22 protein-coding genes and 1 pseudogene are annotated in these 20972 nt (G+C 69.4%); 8 read left to right on the top strand and 15 right to left on the bottom strand.

Going from position 1 to position 20972, the window contains the following annotated elements; translation table 11 throughout:
- The first annotated feature begins 24 nt into the window (after positions 1-24).
- Positions 25-852, top strand: a complete 828-nt coding sequence (locus tag OC490_RS43060) for an arylamine N-acetyltransferase family protein (protein WP_262063513.1) — start codon at positions 25-27, stop codon at positions 850-852.
- Positions 853-863: 11 nt separating this feature from the next.
- On the opposite strand, the gene OC490_RS43055 is transcribed toward OC490_RS43060, so the two are convergent.
- From OC490_RS43055 to OC490_RS43045, 3 genes are all read right to left on the bottom strand, one after another.
- A complete protein-coding gene (locus tag OC490_RS43055) occupies positions 864-1613 on the bottom strand; it encodes an SDR family oxidoreductase (RefSeq protein WP_262063512.1) in 750 nt (249 codons plus the stop codon).
- Positions 1614-1710: 97 nt separating this feature from the next.
- Positions 1711-2478 carry a DUF4253 domain-containing protein gene (locus tag OC490_RS43050; RefSeq protein ID WP_262063511.1) on the bottom strand — a complete coding sequence of 256 codons (768 nt, stop codon included), beginning with the start codon at positions 2476-2478 and terminating at the stop codon, positions 1711-1713.
- A gap of 41 nt (positions 2479-2519) precedes the next feature.
- Positions 2520-3131: an NADPH-dependent FMN reductase gene (locus OC490_RS43045; protein ID WP_262063510.1), complete on the bottom strand. Its 612-nt coding sequence runs from the start codon at positions 3129-3131 to the stop codon at positions 2520-2522.
- A gap of 113 nt (positions 3132-3244) precedes the next feature.
- Between OC490_RS43045 and OC490_RS43040 the strand changes: the two genes are divergently transcribed.
- Positions 3245-4063, top strand: a complete 819-nt coding sequence (locus tag OC490_RS43040) for a helix-turn-helix domain-containing protein (RefSeq protein WP_262063509.1) — start codon at positions 3245-3247, stop codon at positions 4061-4063.
- On the opposite strand, the gene OC490_RS43035 is transcribed toward OC490_RS43040, so the two are convergent.
- A complete protein-coding gene (locus OC490_RS43035) occupies positions 4060-4308 on the bottom strand; it encodes a DUF397 domain-containing protein (RefSeq protein WP_262063508.1) in 249 nt (82 codons plus the stop codon). The two genes, OC490_RS43040 and OC490_RS43035, sit on opposite strands and share 4 nt — an antisense overlap.
- Positions 4305-5117 (bottom strand): helix-turn-helix domain-containing protein, encoded by an 813-nt coding sequence (locus OC490_RS43030; protein ID WP_262063507.1) that lies wholly within the window; start codon positions 5115-5117, stop codon positions 4305-4307. The genes OC490_RS43035 and OC490_RS43030 overlap by 4 nt, the downstream gene beginning before the upstream one ends.
- A 122-nt stretch (positions 5118-5239) precedes the next feature.
- Here OC490_RS43030 and OC490_RS43025 point away from each other — a divergent pair, with 122 nt between their 5' ends.
- Positions 5240-5647 carry an ATP-binding protein gene (locus OC490_RS43025; protein ID WP_262063506.1) on the top strand — a complete coding sequence of 136 codons (408 nt, stop codon included), beginning with the start codon at positions 5240-5242 and terminating at the stop codon, positions 5645-5647.
- Positions 5648-5707: 60 nt separating this feature from the next.
- Here OC490_RS43025 and OC490_RS43020 read toward each other — a convergent pair whose 3' ends face one another.
- The 4 genes from OC490_RS43020 to OC490_RS43005 form a co-directional block, all read right to left on the bottom strand.
- Entirely contained in the window at positions 5708-6427 is a 720-nt protein-coding gene (locus OC490_RS43020; protein WP_262063505.1) for a SecDF P1 head subdomain-containing protein, read from the bottom strand.
- Positions 6424-6972: a SigE family RNA polymerase sigma factor gene (locus OC490_RS43015; RefSeq protein WP_262063504.1), complete on the bottom strand. Its 549-nt coding sequence runs from the start codon at positions 6970-6972 to the stop codon at positions 6424-6426. Before OC490_RS43015 ends, OC490_RS43020 begins: the two co-directional genes overlap by 4 nt.
- A gap of 110 nt (positions 6973-7082) precedes the next feature.
- Entirely contained in the window at positions 7083-9023 is a 1941-nt protein-coding gene (locus OC490_RS43010; protein ID WP_262063503.1) for a glycosyltransferase family 2 protein, read from the bottom strand.
- A 150-nt stretch (positions 9024-9173) separates the two neighbouring features.
- Entirely contained in the window at positions 9174-9542 is a 369-nt protein-coding gene (locus OC490_RS43005) for a VOC family protein (protein WP_262063502.1), read from the bottom strand.
- A gap of 63 nt (positions 9543-9605) precedes the next feature.
- On the opposite strand from OC490_RS43005, the gene OC490_RS43000 reads away from it, so the two are divergent.
- Positions 9606-10064: a MarR family winged helix-turn-helix transcriptional regulator gene (locus OC490_RS43000; RefSeq protein ID WP_262063501.1), complete on the top strand. Its 459-nt coding sequence runs from the start codon at positions 9606-9608 to the stop codon at positions 10062-10064.
- Positions 10065-10125: 61 nt separating this feature from the next.
- Positions 10126-10512: pseudogene (locus OC490_RS42995) on the top strand (serine/threonine protein kinase); the annotation flags it as partial.
- A gap of 46 nt (positions 10513-10558) precedes the next feature.
- On the opposite strand, the gene argS reads toward OC490_RS42995, so the two are convergent.
- Complete coding sequence (argS, locus tag OC490_RS42990) at positions 10559-12328, bottom strand: arginine--tRNA ligase (RefSeq protein WP_262063500.1); 1770 nt, start codon at positions 12326-12328, stop codon at positions 10559-10561.
- A gap of 260 nt (positions 12329-12588) precedes the next feature.
- On the opposite strand from argS, the gene lysS reads away from it, so the two are divergent.
- Positions 12589-14331 (top strand): lysine--tRNA ligase, encoded by a 1743-nt coding sequence (lysS, locus tag OC490_RS42985; protein ID WP_262063499.1) that lies wholly within the window; start codon positions 12589-12591, stop codon positions 14329-14331.
- Between the two features lie 65 nt (positions 14332-14396).
- Here the strand turns inward: lysS and OC490_RS42980 are convergent, their stop codons facing one another.
- The 3 genes from OC490_RS42980 to OC490_RS42970 all read right to left on the bottom strand — a co-directional run bounded on the left by OC490_RS42980 (position 14397) and on the right by OC490_RS42970 (position 17843).
- Positions 14397-15752 (bottom strand): DUF2637 domain-containing protein, encoded by a 1356-nt coding sequence (locus OC490_RS42980; RefSeq protein ID WP_262063536.1) that lies wholly within the window; start codon positions 15750-15752, stop codon positions 14397-14399.
- 194 nt (positions 15753-15946) lie between these two features.
- Entirely contained in the window at positions 15947-16852 is a 906-nt protein-coding gene (locus OC490_RS42975) for a DUF3558 domain-containing protein (protein ID WP_262063498.1), read from the bottom strand.
- Positions 16853-16970: 118 nt separating this feature from the next.
- On the bottom strand, positions 16971-17843 hold the full coding sequence (locus tag OC490_RS42970; RefSeq protein ID WP_262063497.1) for a DUF3558 domain-containing protein: 873 nt from the start codon (positions 17841-17843) through the stop codon (positions 16971-16973).
- 219 nt (positions 17844-18062) lie between these two features.
- Here OC490_RS42970 and OC490_RS42965 point away from each other — a divergent pair, with 219 nt between their 5' ends.
- The gene (locus tag OC490_RS42965) at positions 18063-19256 is read left to right on the top strand and encodes an RtcB family protein (RefSeq protein ID WP_262063496.1); all 1194 of its coding nucleotides are present in this window, start codon (positions 18063-18065) and stop codon (positions 19254-19256) included.
- Between the two features lie 48 nt (positions 19257-19304).
- Here the strand turns inward: OC490_RS42965 and OC490_RS42960 are convergent, their stop codons facing one another.
- Positions 19305-19430 carry a hypothetical protein gene (locus OC490_RS42960; RefSeq protein WP_262063495.1) on the bottom strand — a complete coding sequence of 42 codons (126 nt, stop codon included), beginning with the start codon at positions 19428-19430 and terminating at the stop codon, positions 19305-19307.
- Positions 19431-19447: 17 nt separating this feature from the next.
- Here OC490_RS42960 and OC490_RS42955 point away from each other — a divergent pair, with 17 nt between their 5' ends.
- Positions 19448-19672 (top strand): hypothetical protein, encoded by a 225-nt coding sequence (locus OC490_RS42955; RefSeq protein WP_262063494.1) that lies wholly within the window; start codon positions 19448-19450, stop codon positions 19670-19672.
- 27 nt (positions 19673-19699) lie between these two features.
- On the opposite strand, the gene OC490_RS42950 is transcribed toward OC490_RS42955, so the two are convergent.
- Positions 19700-20968: a GNAT family N-acetyltransferase gene (locus OC490_RS42950; protein ID WP_262063493.1), complete on the bottom strand. Its 1269-nt coding sequence runs from the start codon at positions 20966-20968 to the stop codon at positions 19700-19702.
- Positions 20969-20972: the final 4 nt, after the last annotated feature.

The following is a 20972-nucleotide window of genomic DNA, read 5'->3' as shown; positions in this document are numbered from 1 at the left end:
CATCGCGTTGCCTAGGCTGGGCGCATGTCCGACAGTGATGGCTTCGACCTCGACGCATACCTCGCCCACCTCGGGTGGGCGGGGGAGCGGCGGCCCGACACCGCGACGCTGAAGGGGGTGCACCTCGCGCACATGCGGGGCATCCCCTTCGAGAACCTCGACGCGCTCCGGCGTACCGCTCCCTCCCTCGAACTGACCGATCTGATGGCCAAGTTGGTGCGGAGCCGGCGTGGTGGCTACTGCTACGAGCAGAACACGCTGCTCGCCACCGCGCTACGGGCGCTCGGCTTCGGGGTGACCCTGCTGACGGCCCGGGTGGTCGTCGGCACGGACCGGATCGAGAGCCGCCCGCGCACCCATATGACGCTCCGCGTGGATGTGCCGGGCGACCCGCAGCCGTATCTGGCGGACGTCGGGTTCGGGGCGATCGGCGCGCTGCTGGAACCGGTGCCCCTCGCGCTCGGCGGGGAGTTCGAGGACGCGGGGCGCCGGCACCGGTTCGTCCGGGTGCCGCATCGCGGCCCGTTGGACATGTGGATGCTGGAGGCCCACGGCGCCGACGGCTCCTGGCAGCCGCAGTACGCCTTCACCCTGGAGCCCTTCGAGCACGTCGACTTCGAGGTGATCAACTGGCACATCGCCACGAACCCGCGCTCCCCCTTCACCCAGCGCCTCTTCGTCCAGCGGGTCACCCCCGAACGCCATCTCCTGCTCCACGGCGGCCGGTTGACCGAGACGCGGGCCGACGGCGGGGTGAGCGAGCGGGAGTTGACGGACGAGGGTGACGTACGGCTGGTGCTGGACGAGGAGTTCGGGATCGAGGCGCCGGAGGGGACGAAGCTGCTGACCTGAACGGTCAACGGTCACTGGGGCAGCAGCTGCTGCCCGCCGTCGATGTCGTAGGTCGCGCCCGTCAGGGCCTCGTTGCGCATGATGTGTACGGCCAGGGCGGCGACGTCCGCCGGCCCGACGACCCGGCGGATGGGGAGCGAGGCGCGGAGTTCTTCCCGCCGGGCGTCGAGCCGGTCGCCCAGGAGCGAGGCCGACAGCGGGGTGTCGACGAATCCGGGGGCGATGACGTTCACCCGGACCGGCGCCAGTTCGAGGGCCAGGTTCGCGGTGAGGGCGGGGAGGGCTGCGGTCATCGCGGCGATGACGGACATGCCGACGCCGGGGCGGCGACCGCCCGTGCCGCCGATGAACAGCAGCGTGCCGCCGTCCCGGACCCTTTCCCGGCCGTACTTGGCGATCCCGAGCACCATGGCGACGCGTTCGCCGAAGTACCGGCCTGTCTCCGCCAGGTCCAGGTCGGCCAGCGGCCCGTACAAGGGGCCGCCGACGGTCGAGAGGACGTGGTCGACCGGGTCGGGCAGGTCACCGAAGAACTCCCGGAGCCGGTCCGTGTCGAAGGCGTCGAGGATCGCGGTGCTCAGCGGCCCGACCTCCGCAGCCGCGCGCTCCAGCCGCTGCGGATCCCGCGCGACCATGATCACCTGGCCACCGGTGGCGCGGACCTGGCGCGCGGTTTCGAGCCCGATGCCCGAGCTCGCCCCGATCACGACGACGGTCTGACCGGCCAGCTCCTGCGGCCGGTCGGGCTCGCTTCCGCTCATCACAGCCTCCGGTGGGCGACAAAGGGGACGGGTCTCCCGAACGTATCCCGGGCCGCCGGCCCCCACCACCGGAGTGCGGTGACGCCTCAGGCTCGGGTCAGTCCCACCAGAAGGACCAAGTGGGTTGGTCGATCAGCTTCTGGGCGTACGTCTCCAGGTCGCCGATGTCGTCCGGGCAGAAGGCGAAGTGCTCGGCGGCCACTTCCTCGGCCTCGTCGAGGTCGGCGGGCGGGGCCGCCACGGACACGGTCAGCCGGTCGAAGCCGAGGGCCACGACCCGTATGCCGAAGCGGTCCTCCCAGGAACGGAGGACCGCGCACAGGCGGGCCGTGTCGTTCTCGTGGTTGGCGGGGCCCATCCAGCCGATCGCCGCCGGGATGTCCGCGCTGCGGCGGGCCGGCACCAGGGCGAGGTGCGGTGCCTTGAACCCCGGCCCGCCGCCCGCCAGGGAGTCGGCGACCTCGGCCGCCCGCTCGTCGGGATCGGCGACCAGGGTGAGCGGTTCGGCGAGGCCGGGCCACTCGTCGCCCTCGTCCGTGTACTCCTCCCAGAAATCCTCCAGCACCTCGTCGGCGTCGTGGTCCCCGGGATATGACATCTCGTCGGGGCTCAACTCCCATTCCTCCGGGCCGCCTTGGTCGCCGTTCACGTCCATGAGCAGCGGGAGGAGCCCGGCGGTGCGCGCGGACCGCAGCGCGTCGTAGTCACCGGGCCCCGCCGGTCCGTCCGCGCACCACAACAGCGGTTCGTCCGACGGGACTTCGGACGTCGTGTCGATCAGTCTCCCGGCAGGGAGTTCAAGCCCGAGCGAGCTGCCGCTCGGGTCGGCCGCCAGCTTCGGCAGCGGGTTGGGAAGAGTCGCCATGCCAGAGACTTTAGAGGCGGCCACTGACAGTCGGAGTCCGGTCAGGCCGGGTACGGGCTCGCCTCGCGTGCCGCGCTCAAGGCGGCGGCCCACCAGGCGAGTTGGTCCAGCAGGGTCTTGGCGTAGCCGGGCGCCTGGGGGTCCAGGGGCTGTCCGTCCTCCCACGCGGTGAAGTAGTTCGGGAACGCCAGGCCGTCGCGGACGGTCACCGCGTGCAGTTCGGTGAGGACGTTCTCCAGGTGGAGGACGGCATGACGGCCGCCGGCCGCGCCGCCGTAGCTGACGAAGGCCACGGGCTTGGCCGTCCACTGGGTGAAGTGCCAGTCGATGGCGGCCTTCAGAGCGGCGGGGTAGCTGTGGTTGTACTCGGGCGTGACCAGGATGAACGCCTCCGCCCCCGCCAGGCTGGACGTCAGGGGCGCCATCGCTTCGGGGCGCGGGTAGGAGTCGCCGGCGTACTTCGGTGACGACGCCGGCAGCGACAGGGGGATCTCGACGTCGGCCAGGTCGACGACCTCTACGTCGAACCCGCCGTGCACGCGCGCCTGTTCGGCGACCCAGGAGGCGACGACGGGCCCGAACCGCCCTTCGCGGACGCTCCCGATGACGATGACCAGCTTGTGGTTCTTCTTCTGCTGCTGCTTCTCGCTCATGTGCTCCACAGTCGGCTGCCGCCGAAGCGGTAACCAGACCGGGCGCAGGCTGGCCCCCGCAGGGCCACGCTGAGACATTCGGGCGAACCGGCCCCGCCACTAAACTTCGAGTCATGGGCACGCCACTGGGCGACTTCGTCCGAGCCAAGCGCGACAGCATCCAGCCCGAGTCGTTCGGGATCCCCGAGCGGGGCCGCCGACGCTCACCAGGCCTACGACGCTCGGACCTGGCCGCCCGCGCCGGGATCAGTGTCGAGTACCTCACCCGTATCGAGCAGGGACGGGACCGTAACCCGTCCCCCGCCGTGGTCAACGCGCTCGCCGACGCCCTGAGCCTGGACGCGGCGGAACGCGAACACCTCCGCTACCTCACCAAGATCACCGGCGGAGCCTGCCCCTCGCACCGGCGGCCCGCGCCGCCCAGCCGCGAGGTCCGCCCGACCGTGCTGGCGACCCTCCAACTCCTCGATCCCTCACCCGCGTTCGTCACCAACCGCCTGGGCGACGTGCTCGCGCACACCACGGGGTTCGAGCTGGTGATGCGCGGCAGCGGGCTGCTGGACACCCGGGAACCGAACCTGACGCGCTATGTGTTCACCGATCCGCGCGCCCGGACGTTCTTCCCCGACTGGGACCAGGTGGCCGACGAGCAGGCCTTCGACCTGTGGCTCGGACCGTCCCTGGAGACCTCGGAGTGGTTCACGGCGGAACTCGCTCCGCTGGCCGGGCAGGAGTTCACGCGCCGCCTCAACCGCCACCTGCCTCCACCACAGGTCCCGCTCCGCACCGGGCACGAACTGCGTTGGCAGCGCGAGCGGTTGGAGCTGCCGCGCACGGACGCGCAGGAACTGGTCGTTCTCCTGCCCGCCGACGAGACGACGGCCCAGGCCTTGGAACGGCTCCGCCACCGCACGCTTCGCGCGATCGGCTAGCGGGCGGCCGAGTGGGTCGTGAACGCGGTCCACGCGGTGGGGGAGACGGTGAGGGTGGGGCCGCTGTCTGCCGGGTTCTTGGAGTCACGGATGTGGATGGTGTGGGGGCAGGTTGCGACTTCGACGCACTGCCCGCCTTCGTCGCCGCTGTAGCTGGACTTGCGCCAGGCGTAGGCGACTTCGAGGCAGGCGCCGCCTTCGCTGCCGCTGTAGCTCGACTTGAACCACTCAAGTGCGGTGCTCATGGATCTCCTAGCAGACGGTCGAGCAGGTCCCTTGACTCCTGAGGGGACAAGGCCTGTGACCGCAGCATCGCATATTTGCGCGCGAGGATGGACACCTCATCCAGGTCGGAAACCCACTGGCTGCCGCGTTGTCCCTCGGTGTAGGCCAAGTGCTGGTGGTCCGGTGTTTCCAGGAGTGTGAAGGGGCCGTTTAGCCCGGCATGCGAGGAGGCGTTCATCGGCAGGAACTGGAGTGAGAGGCCTGGGAGTTCGGCACACTCTCGCAGGAATCGGAGTTGCTCGCGACGGGCTTCCGGCGTCCCGATGCCGAGATGCAGCACCGGCTCCCAGATCACGAAGCTCATCGTCGGCGGGTTCTTGCGCTGCAGGATCTCCTGCCGCTCGATACGGCCTGCCAGCTTCGCCGCGATCTCGTCCTCGTCGTAGGCCGGAATGCGTTCCGCCAGGACCGCGCGGGCGAACTCGGTGGTCTGGAGCAGACAGGGGATGACCGCGTTGTCGTACCAGGAGAGGGAGATGGCCTCCCGCTCATGCAGCATGTACTCCTCGGCGTAGAGCGGGAATTGGTCGATCTCCGGGAGGTTGTCGACCCCCGCCGCCAGCGTGCCCTTCGTGTCGAGGATCAGATCCAGCGTCTTGGCCAGCGACAGCATCAGTCGTCGCCTGCCCTGTTCGATGGACGCGATGGTCTCCTCGTCGACCATGGCCCGTTCGGCGAGCTGACGTTGTGTCAGTCCGGCGGCCATGCGGGCCGCTTTGACCTGTGAGCCCAGCAGCCGCATCGTCGAGCGGTTCTTCTTGGAGTTCATGCTGTGGTGCTCCCCACATCCACCCGTTTCGGACCCCGCACGGACCCGTACTCCGCCCGTACAAAACGGGAGATGGGCCTCACGCCCTGTCAACAGTAGTGACGCTCAGCAACTCTTGTCCCGTGAACCCGAGTGAGAAGTTCTTCCGGCGCGAACGCCGGTCCGTTCCCGCCGCCAGGCACTTCGCTCACGCGTTTCTGGCCGAGTGGGGTCTCGCCGACGCCGAGCGCGGTGGCGATGTGCTGCTGTGCGTCAGCGAGTTGGCGACCAACGCGTTGGTGCACGGGGTGCCGCCGGGGCGGCAGTTCCGGGTGTTCCTGCGCTACGACGGCCGGGTGGTGCGGGTCGAGGTGCACGACAGCGGCGGCGGCGTCCCGCACCTCGACGCCCACTCCGATGACACCGACGAGGGTGGGCGCGGGCTGTTGCTCGTCGACGCGCTGGCCGACAAGTGGGGCGTGGCGGAACGGGACTTGGGCAAGGTGGTGTGGGCCGAGTTCGTCACGGCTCGTCGGTTGGCGGGGGTATGAAGTCGAGGCTGCTCAGTGACTCCCGTCGTTCGCGGCTCACCCCCGCCCTCCGGCATCGGGTCATCCGTCGGCGTTCAGCCGGAGGGCGAGGTCGTGGGCGGTGGTGCTGGTGAGGTCCCCGACGTAGGCGCCGACGATTTCGAGACGGCCGCCGGTGATCGAGGCGGTCACGCTGGGGTTGCCCCAGAGCTTGCCGTCGATGACGATGGCGAATCCGTTGCGCGGGGGCGGGGCCGAGGCGATGGAGCCGGTGAGGGCGGCGAAGCGGGTCCGGTCGGCGGGAGTGAGGGTCACCTCGACCTGCCAGGTGCCGTCGAGGGTGCTTCTGCCGGCCTTCGCGGAGGCGACACGGACGCCGGTCATGCCCTTGGTCCGGTCGGCCTTGACGCAGAACGCCGGGTGGGTCGCGCTCGCGTCCACGGTGTAGCCGCCGCTGCCGTGGGTGCAGGCGGTCTCCGTGGACGAGGTGACCGGCAGGATGGAGAGCAGGGCCGCCTTCGCGGTGTTCCCCGTGTCCCCTGCGGCGGGCTGGACCACGTGCGCGTGCTGGGTGGTCGTGCCGTCCGCGACGGCGACCGCGCCGACGGCGACCACAGCGGCGGCGGCGACGCAGGCCCCGGCGCGGGCCAGCCGTTGCCGCCGCCGGGCGACCCGCAGTGCGCCGTCGGCCAGGCCGGCCAGGTAGGGACCGGCGGTGCTGTCGCCGCTCTCCTGGACATGAGTGTGCAGGGCATCGTGCAACAGCGTTTCGTGCAAAGGCTGTTCGGTCGAGTCGTTCATGCGATGACGCCCTTTCCGGAGGCGGGGGAAGAGGCGCCGGCCGACCGCTCCGCCTCGGCGAAGGCGGCGCGGAGGGAGGCGAGGGCCTTGTGGGTCTGGCTGCGGACCGTCCCTGGGGCGATGCCCAGGATCTCGGCGATCTCGTGGTCCGGCCGGTCCTCGAAGTAGCGCAGCACGATCACCGCGCGCTGGCGCTTGGGCAGCCGCCGCAGCGCGGCCATGATGTCCTGCCGCTGGATCACGATGTCGGCCCAGTCGACGGCCTGCCCGGGCGGGTCCGGCAGCCTGTCGGTGACCAGCTCCTTCCCCCAGCTGAGCAGCCGGAAGCGGTCCACCTGGGCGTGGTAGATCGCCCGGCGCACATAGGTCTCCGGCTGCTGCCGGTCGCGCAGCCGCGACCAGCGCCGGGCGGTGGACGCGAGCGCGGTCTGGACCAGATCGCGGCCCTGCTCCCAGTCCCCGGTCAGCAGGTAGGCCGTGTGCAGCAGCGATCTCGACCGCGCCGCAACGAACTCGCGGAACTCGCGTTCCTCGTCGGCGTTCAATGCGCCCTCCCTCTTTCCCCCGTAGAGACGGGTACGGAGAGGGGTTTGACTGCCCTGTCGGTCAGACTTTCTGACCGGACTTCGGCAAGGTGGTGCAGTAGCGCGGACCCCTACAGCCCCAACCACCGCCGTACCCGCCGCACTTGGCGGTTGTCGGCCACCGAGTCGACGGCCCGGCGTCCGCCGCCGGCCTCGTACGCCGGGCCCTCCAGACGGAGCACGGTGCCGTCGCGGACGATGGCGTACGCGAGCGGGTTGGCCGTCTTCGGGAGGTTGACCGGGTGGCGGCCGGACGGGAGCTTCAGGCGTGCGGGGAGGCGCAGTTGGGCCGTGGTCGCGGTCGCGCCGGGGAGGGGGAGCAGCTCGGCCTCCGCTCCCTGCATGGCCACGGTGACCTTCAGGCGGGCGGGAGTGCCGTCCGCTGTCGCCGCCATGTAGGGCAACGGGAGCGAAGTGCCCTCGCCCCGCTCGGAGTTGGCCACTGCCGCGGCCCGGATGTCTTGTCCCAGCTGGCGCTGGCGCTGGTCCACGTCGAGGGCGAGCTGACCGCTGCCGGTCCAGTACGGGAGCGCCAGCCTGCCGCCGGTCAGCGCCGGACCCGCCGCCGGGCCGCCCGCCGTACCGTCGCCCGTCACGCGCACCATCCGGTCGACGCCCAGGAGTTGGACGTACGCCCATACGTCGTGGACCCCGCGCTCCAGCGGACGCCCGCCCGCCAAGTGCTCCGGGTCCAGGCGCAGTCGCCCGGTGGCGACGACCTGCGAACGGCCCTCCCCGAGGGGCCGTAGCCGCATGTCGAGGTCGCCCTCCGGGTACCACCAGTCCTCGCGGTCCCGGTCCTTGACCACCAGCTCCGCGTACGCCAGCCGGAAGGGGTCGCGGACCTCCCAGCCGTCCTCCGTGCCCGGCACTCCGGCCAGCAACTCCGGGTCCAGGTACTGCTTTCCGTCCCGTTCGACCAGGACGAGCGGTTCGCCGTCGCCCCTCAGCAGGTCCAGCGTGACATCGGCGACCAGGCGGCCGTCCTCCCAGTGCAGGCCGCTCACCTCGCTGCGGGCCTTCACCTCGCGGACGCGCTCCGCGAGCGCCACCGCGCCGTCGAAGTCACCGGCCTCCAGGAGGGTGGCACGCAGCCGGGACACGGCGGGCAGGCCTTCCCGGACGGCCGGCGGGAACTCCTCCACGGCCACTTCCCGCGCCGCCTCGAAACGCTGCCGCTGCTCGGCCGGGTCCTCGCGCAGGATCTCGGGCTCGCGGGTCCGGGAGAGGACCTCGACGTGGTAGAGGCGGTGGAGGAGGCGGTTCTGGAGCGCGTCGATGTCGTCGGACGGGGGCGTACCGTCCTTGATCTGACCGGCGATCGTGCGGGTGTTGGCCCAGAAACCGTGCTTCGGGTTGAAGCGGTGCTGGGTGTTGTTGCCGCCGTCGTCGCGCTTCATCCAGTAGTAGACGGGATAGTCGGCGAGGATCGCGATCCGTTCCGCCTTGAGGTACGCGGCGCTCACGAACGCCAGGTCCTCCAGGATCCACGGGCCCTCGGGGAACCGCAGCCCGTGCTCCTCGACGAACGCCCGCCGGAACATCTTGTGCGGCGACATGCTCTGCATCAGCTCGTCGTTCTCGATCGTGCAGGCGTCCACCGTGTGCCGGAACAGCCGCCGGGGCCGCACCATCGTGCTGGACATCTTGCCGAGGACGACGTCGGCGTCGTTGCGCTTCGCGTGCTCGTACAGCCGCTCCAGCGCCTCCGGCCCGAGGGTGTCGTCGTGGTCCACGAACTGGATGTACTCGCCCTTCGCGTGCCGCATGCCGAGGTTGCGCGGGGCGCCCGGCCAGCCGGAGTTGGGCTGCGTGTGGACCTGGACGTTCGGATGCCCGGCGGCGATCTTCTCCAGCCGGCTCAGCGTGTCGTCCGTCGAGCCGTCGTCGACATAGACGACCTCGTACTCGTCGGCGGGCAGACTCTGCCCCAGCAGCGAGGGGGCGCACTCGTCGACGTACTTCCCGGTGTTGTAGACGGGAACGATCACACTGACCTTGACTCTCGGCATTCCACGGACCCTACCTGCCGGCGAAGATGGTCACACTCTGTGAATACCCGAGTGCTGCTGGTTGACCGCTTCCAGGCCGAGGTCGTCCAGTCGGCGGAATGTCGTCAGGTCGGCAGGGGGGCCGGTGGCAGTCCGGTGGTGTTGGGCCGATCAGGTGCGGTCGTGGAGTGTGACCTGGTAGCCGTCGGGGTCGGCGAAGGTGAACGTCCGGCCGAAGGGGCCGTCGACCGGTGCGGAGACGATGGTGTGGCCGTCGGCGACGAGAGCGTCGTGAATGGCCTGGACGTCGGTGGCGTGGAGCCAGATCGCGGCACCGATGCCGGGCTGTGCGACGGAGGCGAGATCGGTGCCGGGGACGACGTCGCGGAGTGCGAACGTGATCGGCTTCGTCTCGAAGACGACGGCGTGCGGAGGTCCGGCCGGCGAGCGGACGAGGCCGAGGTACTGCTCGTAGAACGCCTGCGAAGTGTCGAGGTCGCGAGCCTGGAGCGAGATGAAGTCGGGGCCGGTGGCGGGCATGGCGATGCTCCTTCGTTTCGTGTCAGATTCCTGACACGGGCCAATGTATGTCAGAATGCTGACATGAATCAAGACGGTGCCGGCGTCGACCTGGAGACGTCACTGGGCTACCTGCTGAAAGAGGCGTCAAGCGTCCTCCGTGCAGCCATGGAGGAGGTGCTGCGACCGCTCGGGATGAGCGTGACGCACTACTCCTGCCTCGAACTGCTGGCTCAGCGGCCGGGCTTGTCGAACTCCGAGCTCGCGCGGGGCGCGTTCGTGACCCGGCAGACGATGAACGTGCTGCTCCAGACCTTGGAACGAGACGGCTACGTGACCAGGCCCGCGGCGGCCCCCGTCGGGAAGGTTCTGCCCACGCGGCTCACGCCTCGCGGCCGACGGAGTCTGGAGAGGGCGACCGCAGCGGTCCGGTCCGTCGAGGTCAGAATGCTGGCCGGCATGACCGAGACCGAGCGGTCGGACGCGCTCCGGATCCTGCGGAGCATGATCCATTCCCTGCGTGACGGAAACGCCGGCGCATAGCCCCTCCCCCGGCGCACGACCGGCCAACGGCGCGGGATGGCAGACGGGCCACTGCTCGCGCAGTTCCGCCGTCTACGAGTCCCTCTGCACTCTCCTGGCCGATCACACGTTGACCGAGCCGGGCGGGAACATCCTGGACGTCACGCAATTGGGACGCGGTCGCTCCGTGTCGGGGCTGGTCCTCAAGCGGGCCTGGGAGCTCCTTCAGTGGGTGGAACAGACCGGCTCGGCCCGGCGGGAGAGTCTGAAGAAAGCCCGCGCGGAGGCCGACCGCATGCTCAATGACGCCAAGAAGTCGATCGACGGCAGCTACCCGACCGGGGGCCGGTTCCGGGGCGCAGTAGTGGCCACGTACGGCCTCACGCTCCCGCACCGTGAGGCCAGCCGAATGGTCAACCGCTTTACCGACCGTCACACGGCGGAACTCCAGGAAGACCACATCAGGTAGGTCCGACGGCGGGCAGCCCGGGCCGCCCGCCGAACCGGCCTAGGGGTCAGAGCTTCTCGGGCGTCCTGATCCCCAGCAACCCCATCCCCCGCTGCAACGTCCGAGCCGTCAAGTCCACCAGGAACAGGCGGTTCTCCACGACCTCCGGGGCGTTGTCGGGCGACAGCACGTGGCACTGGTCGTAGAACGTCGTGAGCAGCGACGCCAGTTGGTACAGGTACGCCGTCAGCTTGTGCGGGGCGTACTCCTTCGCCGCGTCCGCCACCACCTCGCTGAACTGGTCCAGGTGCAGGCCCAACGCCCGCTCCGCACCTGCCAGTTCGAGCTCCGGATGAGCCAGCGGCCGGGCCTCGCCCGCCTTGCGCAGGATCGACTGGATACGGGCGTACGCGTACTGCAGGTACACCGACGTGTCACCGCTCAGCGACACCATCTGGTCCAGGTCGAACTTGTAGTCCCGCACCGCGGACGTCGACAGGTCGGCGTACTTCACCGCGCCGATCCCGACGTACCGGCCGTTCTCGACGATCTCCTGCTCGGTCAGGCCCACCTTCTCGGCCTTCTCCCGTACGACCGCGGTCGCCCGCTGCACCGCCTCGTCGAGGAGGTCCTCCAGCTTCACCGACACGCCCTCACGCGTCTTGAACGGCTTGCCGTCCTTGCCGAGGATCGTGCCGAACGCCAGCTGGAACGCCGAGACGTCGTCGTTCAGCCAGCCGGCCCGCCGCGCGGTCTCGAAGACCATCTTGAAGTGCAGGGACTGCCGGACGTCGACCACGTAGAGGAGGCTGGTCGCCTTCAGGTTGAAGACCCGGTCCCTGATCGCGGACAGGTCCGTCGCCGCGTAGCCGTAGCCGCCGTCGGACTTGCGGACGATCAGCGGGGTCCGGTTGCCGTCCGGGCCCTTGATGTCGTCGAAGAACACGCACAGCGCGCCGTCCGAGATCTCCGCGACCCCGGACTCCTCGAGCAGCCGGCAGGTCTCGTCCAGCATGTCGTTGTAGCCCGACTCGCCGACGATGTCCGGGTCCCGGATCTCCATGTCCAGCTTCTCGAAGACGGAGAAGAAGTAGATCTTCGACTCGTCCACGAACTTCTGCCACGCGGCCAGCGTCTTCGGCTCGCCCGCCTGGAGATCCACCACCCTGCGCCGCGCCCGCGTCTTGAACTCCTCGTCGGAGTCGAAGAGTTTGCGCGCCGCCTTGTACAGCCGGTCGAGGTTCGACATCGCCTCCTCGCCGGAGACCTCCGCATCGCCGTGGTCCAACTCGCCCGGGTGCTCGTCCAGATACTGGATCAGCATCCCGAACTGGGTGCCCCAGTCGCCGATGTGGTGCCGCCGGACCACCGACTCGCCGGTGAACTCCAGGAGTTGGACCAGCGCGTCACCGATCACCGCGGAACGGAGGTGACCGACGTGCATCTCCTTCGCCACGTTCGGCTGCGCGTAGTCGATGACCGTCGTACCCGGGTGCTCCACCAGGGGCACACCGAGGCGGGCCGGGTCGGCGTAGCGTGCGGCCAGGTTCTCGGTGATCGCCCGGTCGCCGACCGTGATGTTCAGGAAGCCGGGGCCGGAGACCTCGATGTCCTGGATCACGTCGCCGGTCGTGATGTGCGAGACGACCTGCGTCGCCAGCTCCCGGGGGTTGGCCTTGGCCTTCTTGGCGAGGGCGAGGATGCCGTTCGCCTGGAAGTCGGCACGGTCGCTCCGGCGCAGCAGGGGGTCGACTCCGTCGGCTTCCGGGAGGGTGGAAGCGAGGGCGTCCGAGAGGCGCTGGTGGACGAGATCCGTGAGCGACGTGACCGAGGTCATGGGGTGGGAGCCGTTCTCCTCGTGGGTTTGGTAGACACGGTCAGTATCCCACGGGGGGTGAAGCGGTTTTTTTGGCTGCGGGCCGGTGGGGGCTGGTCGCGCCCCGCGGCGGAGCCGCATATCGACACTGCCCGCGCCCCTGAGAGGCGGCTGCGCCGCCATCCAGGGCTCAGCCCCCGCGGCCCCTGGCAGGCGGCTGCGCCGCCTAAACTGGGGGCGCAGCCGAATTGACCGTACTGACTGCCTTGAGAAAGAAGGACGTGCCGATCGTGGCTCAGAGCACCGAGACCACCGACTGGGTCTCCCGTTTCGCGGATGAGGTCATCGAGGAGTCGGAGCGTCGGGCCCCGGGCAAACCCGTAGTCGTCGCGTCCGGGTTGTCCCCGTCAGGGCCCATCCACCTCGGCAACCTCCGCGAGGTCATGACCCCGCACCTCGTCGCCGACGAGATCCGCCGCCGGGGTCACGAGGTCCGGCACCTCATCTCCTGGGACGACTACGACCGCTACCGCAAGGTTCCCAACGGGGTGGAGGGGACCGACGCGAGCTGGGCCGAGCACATCGGCAAGCCGCTGACGTCCGTACCGGCCCCGAAGGGCTCCGCCTACCCGAACTGGGCCGAGCACTTCAAGGCCGCCATGGTCGCCTCGCTCGCCGAGCTGGGCGTGGAGTTCGACGGGATCAGCCAGACCGCGCAGTACACCTCCGGCGTGTACCGCGAGCAGATCCTGCACGCCATGAAGCACCGCGGTGACATCGACGCGATCCTTGAGCAGTACCGCACCAAGAAGGCCCCGGCCAAGAAGCAGCAGCAGAAGGCCGTCGACGCCGCCGAGTTGGAGGCCGAGGCCGGTTCCGGCGCGGCCGAGGAGGACGACGGCAGCTCCGGCTCCGCCGGCTACTTCCCGTACAAGCCCTTCTGCGGCGCCTGCGGCAAGGACCTCACCACCGTCACGGCGTACGACGACGACAGCACCGAGCTGACGTACGTCTGCACCGAGGACGGCTTCACCGAGACCGTCCTGCTCAGCGAGTTCAACCGCGGCAAGCTGGTCTGGAAGGTCGACTGGCCCATGCGCTGGGCCTACGAGGGCGTCATCTTCGAGCCGAGCGGTGTCGACCACTCGTCCCCGGGATCCTCGTTCCAGGTCGGCGGGCAGATCGTCGGGATCTTCGGCGGCGAACGCCCCATCGGGCCCATGTACGCCTTCGTCGGCATCAGCGGCATGGCCAAGATGTCCAGCAGCAAGGGCGGGGTCCCCACCCCGGCCGACGCGCTCCAGATCATGGAACCGCAGCTCCTGCGCTGGCTCTACGCCCGCCGCCGGCCCAACCAGTCCTTCAAGATCGCCTTCGACCAGGAGATCCAGCGCCTCTACGACGAGTGGGACAAGCTCGACGCCAAGGTCGCCGACGGCTCCGCCCTCCCGGCCGACGTCGCCGCCCACGCGCGCGCCGTACGCACCGCCGAGGGTGAACTCCCGCGCACGCCCCGCCCGTTGCCGTACCGGACCCTCGCGTCCGTCGCCGACATCACCGCCGGCGCCGAGGACCAGACGCTGCGCATCCTCGGCGAACTCGACCCCGCCAACCCCCTGTCCACCCTCGACGAGGTCCGCCCCCGGCTCGACAAGGCCGAGGCCTGGATCAACACGCACGTCCCCGCCGACCAGCGGACCATCGTGCGCGACGAACCCGACATCGACCTCCTCAAGTCCCTCGACGAGCCCGCCCGGCAGTCCCTGCGACTGCTCAGCGACGGACTCGCCGACCACTGGTCCCTGGACGGCCTGAGCCACCTCGTCTACGGCGTCCCGAAGGTCCAGGCCGGCTTCTCCGCCGACGCGACCGCCAAGGAACTCCCGCCGGAGATCAAGACCGCCCAGCGGACCTTCTTCGCCCTCCTCTACCACCTGCTCGTCAGCCGCGACACCGGCCCGCGCCTGCCCACGCTGCTCCTCGCGGTGGGACAGGAGCGGGTGCGGAGCCTGCTCGGCGAGTAAGCCGTTCTACGACGATGGGGGCGCCCGGTGTTCACCGGGCGCCCCCATCGTCGTAGCGGATCGGCTCAGGCGATGTGGTCTTCCTGGAGCTCCGCCGTGTGACGGTTCGTGAAACGGTTGACCATCCGGTCCGCCTCGCGCTGCGGGAGCGTGACGCCGTACGTGGCCTCCACGTCACCCCGGAACTGGCCCGAGGTCGGATAGCTGCCGTCTATCGACTTCTTGAAGACCAGGTAGTAGTCCTCCTCGGACAGCTCCGTACCGCCGCCCGCACCCATCTCCCGGGTACGGCCAGGACCGGCCGGGATCGGGAACGTACCGGTGTCCTCGGGCGAGGGCTCGGGCTCCGCCTCTTCCTCGTACCGCTGCTGCTGTTGCGGGAACTGCTGTTGTTCCTGGAACTGCTGCTGCTCGAACCGCCGTTGCTGTGCGAACTGCTGCTGCTCCTCCTCGTACTGCTCGAACTGCTCCGCCTGCTGCTGCTCCGCGTACCACTCCCGGTACGCGGAGTCCGGGTCGTACGTCGGGTCGTAGCCCCCCTGGTACGCGACCGTCTGGGGGTCACGCGCCTGGAGCCACTGACTCTGCAGCTCGGCGTACTCCTGCTCCTGCTGTGTCTGCTGCTGTGTCTGCTGCTGTGTCTGCTGTTGCGGCTGCTGGTTCGCCACGGGGGGCGGCAGCTGCTCCCGGACCGGGGCCTGCTGCGGCTCCGGCTCGCGCACCGGCTCCAACTGCGGGGCAGGGGGCAGCAGTACGGGCTCGATGCCCGCCGCCGCCAGACCCGAAGGAGCCGTCTCCGCGAGCGGGACGCCGTAGCGGGCCAGTCGCAAGGGCATCAGGGACTCCACCGGGGCCTTGCGGCGCCACGCGCGGCCGAAGCGGGAGTGGAGCCGCGCCTGATAGACGAGGCGGTCCTGCTCCAGCTTGATGACCTGCTCGTAGGAACGCAGCTCCCACAGCTTCATCCGGCGCCAGAGGAGGAACGTAGGGAGCGGAGAGAGCAGCCAGCGGGTGAGGCGGACGCCCTCCATGTGCTTGTCGGCCGTGATGTCGGCGATCCGGCCGATCGCGTGCCGGGCCGCCTCCACGGAGACCACGAACAGGATCGGGATCACCGCGTGCATACCGACACCGAGCGGGTCGGGCCAGGCCGCCGCGCCGTTGAACGCGATCGTCGCGACCGTCAGCAGCCACGCCGTCTGGCGCAGCAGCGGGAAGGGAATCCTGATCCAGGTCAGGAGCAGGTCCAGGGCGAGCAGGACGCAGATACCCGCGTCGATGCCGACCGGGAAGACATACGCGAAGTTACCGAAGCCCTTCTTCAGGGCGAGTTCGCGTACGGCGGCGTACGAACCGGCGAAGCCGATACCGGCGATGACCATCGCACCGGAGACGACCACGCCGATGAGCACCCGGTGCATACGTGTGAGCTGAATGGGCGCGGACACCCGTACTCCCCTCCCCTTGCATGGTGTTGCGCGGAACAGGGTGGCACATGTGTGCGGCGTCCCGGGTGCCGGTCCGACAGGAGTCCGGCACCGAGGAGGGGCCGGACTCCGTCAAAGGGCTTGGCTGACCTGCGAGTTGAGGGCGAAAAACGGTGTGGATGTGACGGTCAGCTCTTCTTGGTGGCAGAGGGGGACGGAGAGGCCTTGGACGCCGACTTGGAGGTCGATGCGGAAGGGGACGCGGACTTGGAGGGGGACGCGGCGGGCGTGCTGTCACCGCCGCCGGTGCTGCCGCCCCCGCCGCTGCCATTGGCCGACGTGACCGCCGCCACGGCCTCCTTCACGGCCTTCTCCGCCGCCTTCGTCAACGCGTCCGCGTCCGGCGTCTTGTCGCCCGCCAGACCCGCGCCGTTGTAGTCGATCGTGACGACCACGTTCTCGACCTGCGCCACCACCGTCTGCTGCTTGAAGGCGCCTTCCTTCTTCTTCAGGTCGTAGCGCACCGCCGTCGCCTGCGCGCCCGCACCCGCGACCGGCTCCGACTTGACGTTCTTCGCGCCGGTGACCGACTGCGCCTCCTGCACCTGCTTCGCGTAGTACGCCGCCGCCAGCTTGTCGCCCTCGCCCTGCGTCTGCGACGAGTCGAACCGCAGCAACGACACGTTCAGCCAGCGGAACTGCGAACCCTTGACCCCGTTGTTGTCCAGGCTCGTCCAGGAGCAACTGCCCCGCGACGCCGTGTCGCTCGACGTCCCCTCCTTGCCCGACTTGGCCCCCTCCGGGACCAGATCGGTCAACGTCTTCTTCGACAGCACCGCACACGGCTCCGGCAACTTCTTGTACGCCGCCGCCTGCACCGTCGGAGCGGCCGTCGCGTCGGCGGAGGTCGTCGCGCCGAGACCGGTCGTGTCCTTGCCCGCGTTGTCCCCGGAACCGGAGTCCGAGGAGCAGCCGGCCGCGATCAGCATCACCGGGACCGCTGCCGCGCAGACAAGGACGCGGTGAAGACGCTTCGCTCGCTGGTGGTCCTGCCGGTCACGCTGTGCTGGTTGATGCATGGTTCCTTCACTCATGACGCTCGTGGTTCCTGCCGTCGGATCGGGTCCGAGGAGCCACCGTACGCGGTGAGTCAGCTGTGCGGTCTCCGTTCACGGGCTTTGAGCGGGACCCCGAAAGCGGCCCTCCCAGCCCCTAACTGTTGAGCGAGTCGGCCAGTTGCGAGGCCAGTTTCCGCGCCCTGTCCTGCATCTTCTGGCTGTCCGGGACCACCCCGACCGTCGCCGGCTGCTCCTCGTACTCGATGGTCACAATGACGTTGGACGTGCGAAACACCACAGTCACCGTCCGCTGCTTGGCCGTCGAACCGGAGCTGCTCAACGCGTCGTCGAGGAACGCCTCGTCACCGAGATCGGAGAGGGTGCGGGGCTGGAGGGCGGTCGGGGTGGTGGAGCCGGAGGGGGACCCGGAGCCCGAGGCCGAGCCCGAGGAGGACGCGGAAGAGGAGGCGGAAGAGGAGGCGGAAGAGGAAGTGGAGGCGGAGGCGGTGGGTGAGCCGGAGGTCGAGGGGGTGGCCGAGTCCGACGCCGTGTCGCTCGCCGTCGCGCTCGACGCCGGCTCCGGGAGATCCGCCGCCACCTCCTTCGTCGCGAAGATCGTCTTCGCCTCGCTGTCGTCGCTCACCGCGTTGTCGTACGACACCACCCGCTCGAAATCGACCAGCAGATGGTCGGTCGCGTCCGTGGACTCCACCTTCCAACGGCAGCCCACCTTGCGGTCCGTGTCGAACGTCAGCGTCGCCTCGCCCGCGTAGGCAGCCGCGCGCTGGTCCGCGTCCGTGATCTGCTTGATGCCCGGGAGCAGGGAGTCCAGCGTGCCCTGGCCGGCGGCCCCGCAGGGCTCCGGCAGCGTGCGGTACTTGCCCGGCTGGGCCACCGCGGTCGCCGTACCGGCCTCGCCCGGGTTCGCGTCGTCCGTCGTACCGCCGCTGCCCGAACCGCTCGTGCAGCCGGCCAGCAGCGCCACGAGGAGCGCGGCGGCGCCGGGTACGTATGCCTTCCGCTGCACGGTCGGGTTCCTCTCGACGACGATCAAGGGTCCTGGACGATGATCAAGGGTCCTGCCAGTGTCCCCGCTGGTTAATCCCTTGCCGCACCGGGGGACCCCCTGGAGACAATGTGTATCGCACGCACAGCCGTGAACGCCGGTCCGCTGTCCCTTTCGTTGACCTTGGCGCCGGTTTTGCGATTTTAGACTTCTGTTGTTTTCCGGGGGAATGAGGACGAAATGTCGTACGTAGAGATACCGGGGGCGAAGGTCCCCATCCGCATGTGGACCGACCCGGTGTCGGTCGAGGAGGGCGCGCTCCAGCAACTCCGCAACGTGGCCACTCTCCCCTGGATCAAGGGCCTCGCCGTCATGCCCGACGTGCACTACGGCAAGGGTGCGACGGTCGGCTCGGTCATCGCGATGCAGGGTGCGGTGTGCCCGGCGGCGGTGGGCGTGGACATCGGCTGCGGAATGTCCGCGGTGAAAACCTCCCTCACGGCCAACGACCTCCCCGGCGACCTCTCCCGCCTGCGCTCGAAGATCGAGCAGGCGATTCCGGTGGGGCGGGGGATGCATGACAGTCCGGTCGATCCCGGACGGATGCATGGGTTCGCGACTGCGGGGTGGGACGGCTTCTGGGGGCGGTTCGAGGGGGTTGCGGATGCGGTGAAGTTCCGGGAGGAGCGGGCTGCCAAGCAGATGGGGACGCTGGGCGGGGGGAATCATCTAGTTGAAACCTGTACGGATTCTGATGGTGCGGTCTGGCTCATGCTGCACTCCGGCTCGCGGAACATCGGCAAGGAACTGGCCGAGCATCACATCGGGGTGGCCCAGAAGCTCCCTCACAACCAGGGCTTGGTGGACCGGGACTTGGCGGTGTTCATCTCGGAGACTCCTCAGATGGCCGCCTACCGAAACGACCTCTACTGGGCACAGGAGTACGCCAAGTACAACCGCGCGATCATGATGGCGCTCCTGAAGGACGTGATCCGGAAGGAGTTCAAGAAGGCGAAACCCACCTTCGAGCCGGAGATCTCCTGCCACCACAACTACGTGGCGGAAGAGCGGTACGAGGGCATGGACCTGCTGGTCACTCGCAAGGGCGCGATCCGTGCGGGCTCCGGCGAGTACGGGATCATCCCGGGCTCGATGGGCACCAGCTCGTACATCGTGAAGGGCCTCGGCAACGAGAAGGCCTTCAACTCGGCTTCGCACGGCGCGGGTCGGCGTATGAGCCGCAACGCGGCGAAGCGGCACTTCACTGTGCGGGACCTGGAGGAGCAGACGCGGGGTGTGGAGTGCCGCAAGGACGCTGGTGTGCTCGACGAGATTCCGGGTGCCTACAAGAACATCGATCAGGTGATGGCGCAGCAGCGGGACCTCGTGGAGGTCGTGGCGAAGCTGAAGCAGTTCATCTGCGTGAAGGGCTGAACGCGGTGATGGGCGCGGTGATCGTGTGTCGCGCCCATCGTGCGTTGCTCAGTCCGGCAGCGGTACGAGGCCGTGGAGCAGTTTCCAGCGGCGTGTCTGGCAAGGGCTGTTGGAGTAACCCAGTTCGGCGGCTGCGGCGGCGATGGTCGGTGCCGACAGCAGGATCCGGTCCATTGAGGGCCGGGACCAAGGTGAGTCGTGCGGTCTGGGACGGGCAGTCCACGGCGGCGGAGTTCGCCGCGGACGTCAAGGCGATGGAGGCCAAGGGCACCACGGTCAACTACTCGACGTTCAAGAAGGGTTCGACCCTTGCCGGAGGCCTGGCCGACGCGCACGGCGTCGAGCACAACTCCACCTGGCCGATCGCGTACACCATCGAGGGCGTCCGGGAGTGGATCTTCCAGCAGCGCAAATAGGCCCGTGGCCAGGCCGGTTGGCCCGGTTCAGTCGGCCAGGCGCCTCTCCATGAGTGTCACCGCGTACGGGCTCCCCAACCCGCCGTCCTTCGCCCGCTGTTCGCCTACGACGGTGTAGCCCGCCGACTCGTAGTAGGCGCGCAGGCGGGGGTTGGAGGAGAGGCAGTCCAGGCGGGCGTACGGGCGGCCCGTCGCGGTGATGCGGGACTCCGCCTGCGCGAGCAGCCGGCGTCCCGTGCCCGGTGGTGCCGTGTGCGGGGTCGTCATCAGGCGGTGGACGTAGCCCGCGTCGGGTGGGCGCGGGCCCCAGGCGGCCGGGTCGTCCCACCAGAGTTCGCAGGCACCGGCCAGGGTCTGGTCGGCGTGCGCCAGCCACACCTCGCCCTCGCGCACGCGCCGCAGGAAGTGGGCCTCGTCCTTCTCGCCCGGCTTCCACTGGTCGATGCCCCGGGCGAGTTGCCACAGGGCCGCGCTGTCCCGGAGGCGGACGAGTGCGACGGCGTCCGCTTCGGCGGCCTTGCGGTAGGTCAACTCCGGCCAGGTGGTGGGTCGTTGCTCAAGCAGCTTGTCGCGCAGGGTGGTTGAGAGGGCCGTCGCGTCCAGGGACAGGGCCTTGGTCACATAGCCCTCGACCGAGCCGTAGCGACTGGTCAGGCCCGCCAGGAACAGGCGCATGACCGCTGCCGGGGCGTGGCCCCAGGCCGGCCAGACCGGGCTACGGCCGCCGTTGCGGGCCTGCCAGGCCGAGAGGAGGGCGGGGGTGGCGAGTTCGGTGAGGGTGAAGTCCTCGATGATCGTCTCCTCGGGGACGCCGAGCAGGCCGAGGACCAGTGCCGCCAGCAGGCCGGTGCGGTCCTTGCCGGACGCGCAGTGGAAGACGAGGGGGGTGCCCGACTCGGCTGCCGCCGCGACGAGTTCCAGTGCCCGTGCGATCTCCTCCGTGCCGTCCTCGGCCACCTCCGTGTACCGCTCCGCCAGGTACGGTCCCGGGGCGGTGTCGGGGGTCAACACCGCCTGGTCGTAAGGGCGGTGCTCGATGCTGAGGTTGTGATACGTGAACGACCCGTGCTCGGGGACACGGCCTCTGCGCTCGATCTCCCAGGGGTAGCGGAGGTCGATCACCGTGCCGATGCCGAGGCCGAGGAAGCGGGTCCAGTCGTCCGTGTTCTCGCTCAACTTGCCCAGGGAGTCGGCGCGGTAGAGGAGCCCCGGGCGGACGCGGCGGCCGTCCGGGGTCGGATAGCCGCCCAGGTCACGGAAGTTGGGGAGATCGCCGAAGGGGAGGTGTCTGTCCACGGAG

Source organism: Streptomyces sp. STR69 (assembly GCF_024519455.1).
Taxonomy (GTDB): domain Bacteria; phylum Actinomycetota; class Actinomycetes; order Streptomycetales; family Streptomycetaceae; genus Streptomyces.
Note: the sequence above shows the minus strand (reverse complement) of the source record. Positions and strands in the feature narration are given on the sequence as shown.